The sequence below is a fragment of the Streptomyces nanshensis genome (genome assembly GCF_001751255.1).
Taxonomy (GTDB): Bacteria; Actinomycetota; Actinomycetes; order Streptomycetales; family Streptomycetaceae; genus Streptomyces; species Streptomyces nanshensis_A.
This window is the reverse complement of record NZ_LJGW01000134.1, coordinates 269-4,727: the sequence shown is the minus strand read 5'-3', so window position 1 is coordinate 4,727 and position 4,459 is coordinate 269. Positions and strand designations below refer to the sequence as shown.

The following is a 4,459-nucleotide window of genomic DNA, read 5'->3' as shown; positions in this document are numbered from 1 at the left end:
GGCCGCTGCCGCTGCCGTTGCCGCTGCCGTCCTGTTCCTCCGGGCCGTCGGCGCCGTCGCTCTCCGACCTGCCCCGCTCCAACTCGCCGAAGGGGGCCTCCAGTTCGACGGGGCCGTCCAGTGCGGCCCGCTGCCGCGGTGTGCCGCCGGAGGCCGCCGCCCCCGGTCCGCGGGTGAGCGCGTCAAGGCGGGTGCCGGTGACGCCGGTGCCCGACGGCTCGCGCTCCAGGCTCTCCTCGTCCTGGCCGCCGCGGCCGGAGGTGTCGGTGAGGATCCGGCCGGGGATGAGGACGACGGCTGTGGTGCCGCCGTACGGAGAGGGCTGCAGCGAGACGCGTACGCCCTGGCGCTGAGCGAGCCGGGAGACGACGAACAGGCCGAGCCGGTCGGTGTCGGAGAGTTCGAACTCCGGTGTCTCCGCGAGCCGCAGGTTCGCTTCGAGGAGGGCGTCGGCCGCCATGCCCAGGCCCCGGTCGTGGATCTCCAGGGTGTAGCCGTTGGCCACGCGCTCGCCGAGCACCTGGACCGCCGTGTGCGGCGGCGAGAACACCGTGGCGTTCTCCAGGAGTTCGGCGATGAGGTGGGTGAGGTCGGCGACGGAGCCGCCGTCCACGGCGAGGCGCGGCAGTCGGCGCACCTCGATGCGCTCGTAGTCCTCGACCTCGGAGACGGCGGCCCGTACGACGTCCATGAGCTGCACCGGCTTGCGCCACTGCCGGGAGGGCGCGGCGCCGGAGAGGATGACCAGACCCTCGGCGTGCCGGCGCATACGCGTCGTGAGGTGGTCGAGGCGGAAGAGGTCGGCCAGTTCGTCGGAGTCCTCGGTGCGCCGCTCCATGTGGTCCAGCAGGCTCAACTGGCGGTGCAGCAGCACCTGGTTGCGGCGGGCGAGGTTGACGAACACCTCGGAGACGCCGCGGCGCATGCCGGCCTGTTTGACGGCCGCCTCGACGGCGGCGCGCTGGAGGGTGTTGACCGCCTGGCCGACCTGTCCTGCCTCGTCCTGCGGGTAGTCCAGGCGCGGCGCCTCGGTCTCGATGTCGACGGCCTCGCCCGCGGCGAGGCGCCGCATCACGCTGGGCAGCCGTACGCCGGCGGCCTCTTGGGCCTCCCTGCGCAGGGTGCGCAGATCCCGTACGAGGCCGCGGCCCACCCGGAAGGAGATGATGAGCGAGGCGATGACGGCGGCGGCGCCGAGGACGGCCGCCGCGCCGGCCTGGATGAGCACCTTCGTGGCGTTGGGCTGCACGCGCTGCTCGTAGCGGTCGCGGGCCTCGAAGTTCATGCGCTCGAGGTCGGTGAGGACGGTGGAGGTCGCGGACTGCCAGCGTTCGGCGTTGACGACGCCGTCGGTGCCGCCGCTGCCGGCGGCGATGACGGCGTCCTCATAGCTGCGCAGGGTGCGGCCGTCGGTGCCGTTCCAGTACGACTCGTAGATCTGCCGGTCCTCGGCGGGGAGTTCGGCGAGCGTCGTCTCGAAGGTGAGGCTGCGTTCGGCGACGCGGTCGGAGAAGGCGCGGCGGTCGCCCTGTGTCATCTTCCCCGAGGCCAGGGCCGCGGCCATCAACGCGTCCTCGCGCGCGAGATATTCGCGGGCGCGCTCCAGGTCGACGAGGGCGCGGCCCTGCTTGTCGAGGTCGACGTCGTCGAGGCCGCCGAGTGCGCTGAGGAAGGTGTAGCAGGGGTCGATGAGTTCGTTGTACGCCTGGAACGCGCCGCCCCGGGTGAGGGTGTTCTCCCCGGCCGCGCGGATCTTCTTCAGGTCGCCGAGCTTGTCGAGCATCACGTCGAGCCGCTGGTGCGCGTTGCCCGTCAGGTTCGAACGCAGGGCGGGGTCACCGGCGTTGGAGCGCAGCTTCGCGATCTGTTCGTCGGTGTCGTGCTGCTGCTTCTTCAGCAGGGTCAGCGCCTCCGAGCCGCGGGGGTCGGCGAGGTAGACCATGACCTGGCGCCGCTCGCGCTGGAGCGCCTGCGCCGCGTCCTGAGCCGGATCGCCCACCTTGTCCACGGTGTTGACGACGTTGAGCAGCTCCTGCGCCTGGCGGCCGGTGATGTACGTGGCGAAGGCCCAGATGGACACCAGGGACAACAGCGGCACCAGCAGCAGCACCACGATCTTCCGGCGGATCGACCTACCGCGCAAGCGCATGGCCTCCCCTAGTCAACCCCGTCCGTCCCGGGGCGAGTTCCGACAGCAAACGGCGTGAGCCTACTACTGCCGCCGTACCTCGTCGTAGATGTGTCCGAGCGGGAAACCGGCCGTCCAGGGTGCCTCATCCTGAGTTGTCCGCCGATGCACCACACGCGTCCCTGGATTGTGGCGCAGGCCACTGACATGGAAACGTGTGACCTGTGGGGGATCGTGAGGGGGGAGTGAAAGGATCATGTACGCGAGGCCCAGACTGCCGGATTTGGTGAGGGCTGCGGCAGTGCGCGCGCTCGTCATCGTCGCGGTGACTCTCGTGCAGTTGATGATCGCCGTGTTCTGCTCGCTGGCCGAGGTGTGGCTGGCCTTCCCGATGGTGATCTCCACCGTCGCGAGCACGGTGGTGGCCACGTGGGCGGTGCTGGACGTGTGGATCACACGGCAGGTGTGGCGGCAGCGGCACGGGGTGTTCTCCGAGCCGAGCAGCGTCGCGCGCGAACGGGCGCTGGCCAGGGCGCGGCCCCGGCAGCAGGCCACGCAGGCACAGGCTCCGCAGGCACAGGCCGCGCACGCGCAGGCCCGGCATACGCAGACCCGGCAGCACCAGGCACGGCACACCCAGCGGAACCACCGCAGCCCGCGGAACCAGCGCGCGCGGTGACCGCCGGCGGCGGCCGTACGCGGCGGCGGGCCAGCGGTTCCGGCCCGCCGCGTCTCCTCTACAACTCCCCGCGCGTACCGTCCGCTTGAGCCGGGACGCGCGGCTCCCGCTCCCCGCCCTCGGGCCTGCGGAACATGCGCGTCGCGGTGATCTCCCCGTGCACGGCCTCCTCGCCCGGGTCCTGCTCGGGCAAGCCGGGGCGCAGATGCTCCTCGACGCTGATGTACTTCAGGCCCGCGCGCAGATCGGCGTCGTTGCGCAGCCGGATGACGAGGGGGAACTCCGCGAGCGCCGTGGTGTCGAACAGGCCCGTGGTGTAGAGGAGTTGGACGCCGAGCGCGTCGGCGACGGCGCGCTGGAGCTCCAGCAGATACGTCGCGTTGGCGCGCCCGATGGGGTTGTCGAGGAAGAGCGTCCCCGCGTGCCGATCGCGCTCGTGGCCGCGGTCGTTGCCGCGCAGCGCCGCCATGGTGCAGTAGAGCGCGATGGCGGCGGTCAGGAGCTGGCCGCCGGAGAAGACGTCTCCCATCTGGCCGACGGGCACCCGCTCCGCGCGCAGCACCGCGTCCGGCTTGAGGATCTCCACGCTCACACCGCGCGGCTCCAGCGCGGCGTGAACTCCCCGCAGCAGCAGGGACATTCCGTCCCGCCGCAGATCCGAGTTCTTCGCGACGGCCGTACGGGTCGCCTCGTCCACGACCTCGCCGAGCCGCTCGGAGAGGACGGCCTGGTCGGGGTCGTCGAAGCGGATGCGCAGGAACTCCTGGCCCGACCACTCCCCCAGGCCCTCGGGCAGCCGGGAGAGCCGCTGGGCGGAGCGGAGGGTGGCGAGCGACGACTCGACGAGGCCGCGCAGCCGGTCGACGATGCTGTCGCGGTTGCGTTCGAGCTGTTCCAGCTCGTCGCTCAGCACACGGAGCCGGGGCGCGAACGCCTCGGCCCACGCGGCGGCGTGCTCGGGCAGCGCGGCGGCGGGCAGTTCGCGGATCTGCTGCCGGGCCGGGGTGCGGACCTGCTCGTAGCGCGAGGAGTTGGCGTGCCGCACCAGCACGTCGGACGCCTCCCGCAGGGACTGCTCGGCCGCGGACAGATCGGCTGCGCAGCCGCGCACCGAGCGGCGTGCCTCGGCGGCGGCCTGCCGTGCCTCGGCGGGCGTGCCGGGGTAGGGCTCGGTCTCCTGCGGCTGGGCGGACTCCTGGGCGGACGCCTGGGGTTGGGGGTCGCGCAGCAGGTCGCGCAGGAGCGAGGCCGTCTCCTCGAACGCGTCCGCGGCCTCGGTGGCCATGCGGTGCGAGCGCAGCAGCGCGGCGTGCTCGGTGCGGGCCTGGGTCAACTCGTCGTCGTACGCGGCCAGTTCGGCGTTTGCCGTACGCAGCAGCCGCTGGGCCTCCGCGGCGTCGCCGGGCACGGTGTCCTCGGGCAGGGACGTGTGGCACTCGCCCTGTTCGGGGGCCAGCCGCTCGGCCTCGCCGCGCAGCCGGCCCAGCGACTCGCTCGCCTCCGCCGCGCGGGACTCCAGCATCTGCACACGGGCCTCGGCCCGTGCAGCGGCGGCCTGACGGGCGGGACCGTCCGCGCCGTCGGGGCCGTCGAGGAGCTGCGCGGCGCGGGTGCGGACCTTGTTGCTGAGCCGGTCCAGGGCGGCCCGGGAG

At 72.8% G+C, this 4,459-nt stretch carries 2 protein-coding genes and 1 pseudogene; 1 reads left to right on the top strand and 2 read right to left on the bottom strand.

The features are described 5' to 3' along the window. Positions 1–2,149, bottom strand: a 2,149-nt coding sequence (locus AN218_RS07850; protein ID WP_079131916.1) for a sensor histidine kinase, incomplete at its 3' end; no start/stop codon positions are given. Between the two features lie 265 nt (positions 2,150–2,414). On the opposite strand from AN218_RS07850, the gene AN218_RS07845 reads away from it, so the two are divergent. Continuing rightward, a complete protein-coding gene (locus AN218_RS07845) occupies positions 2,415–2,807 on the top strand; it encodes a hypothetical protein (protein ID WP_338059600.1) in 393 nt (130 codons plus the stop codon). 58 nt (positions 2,808–2,865) lie between these two features. Here the strand turns inward: AN218_RS07845 and AN218_RS07840 are convergent. After that, positions 2,866–4,459: pseudogene (locus AN218_RS07840) on the bottom strand (hypothetical protein); the annotation flags it as partial.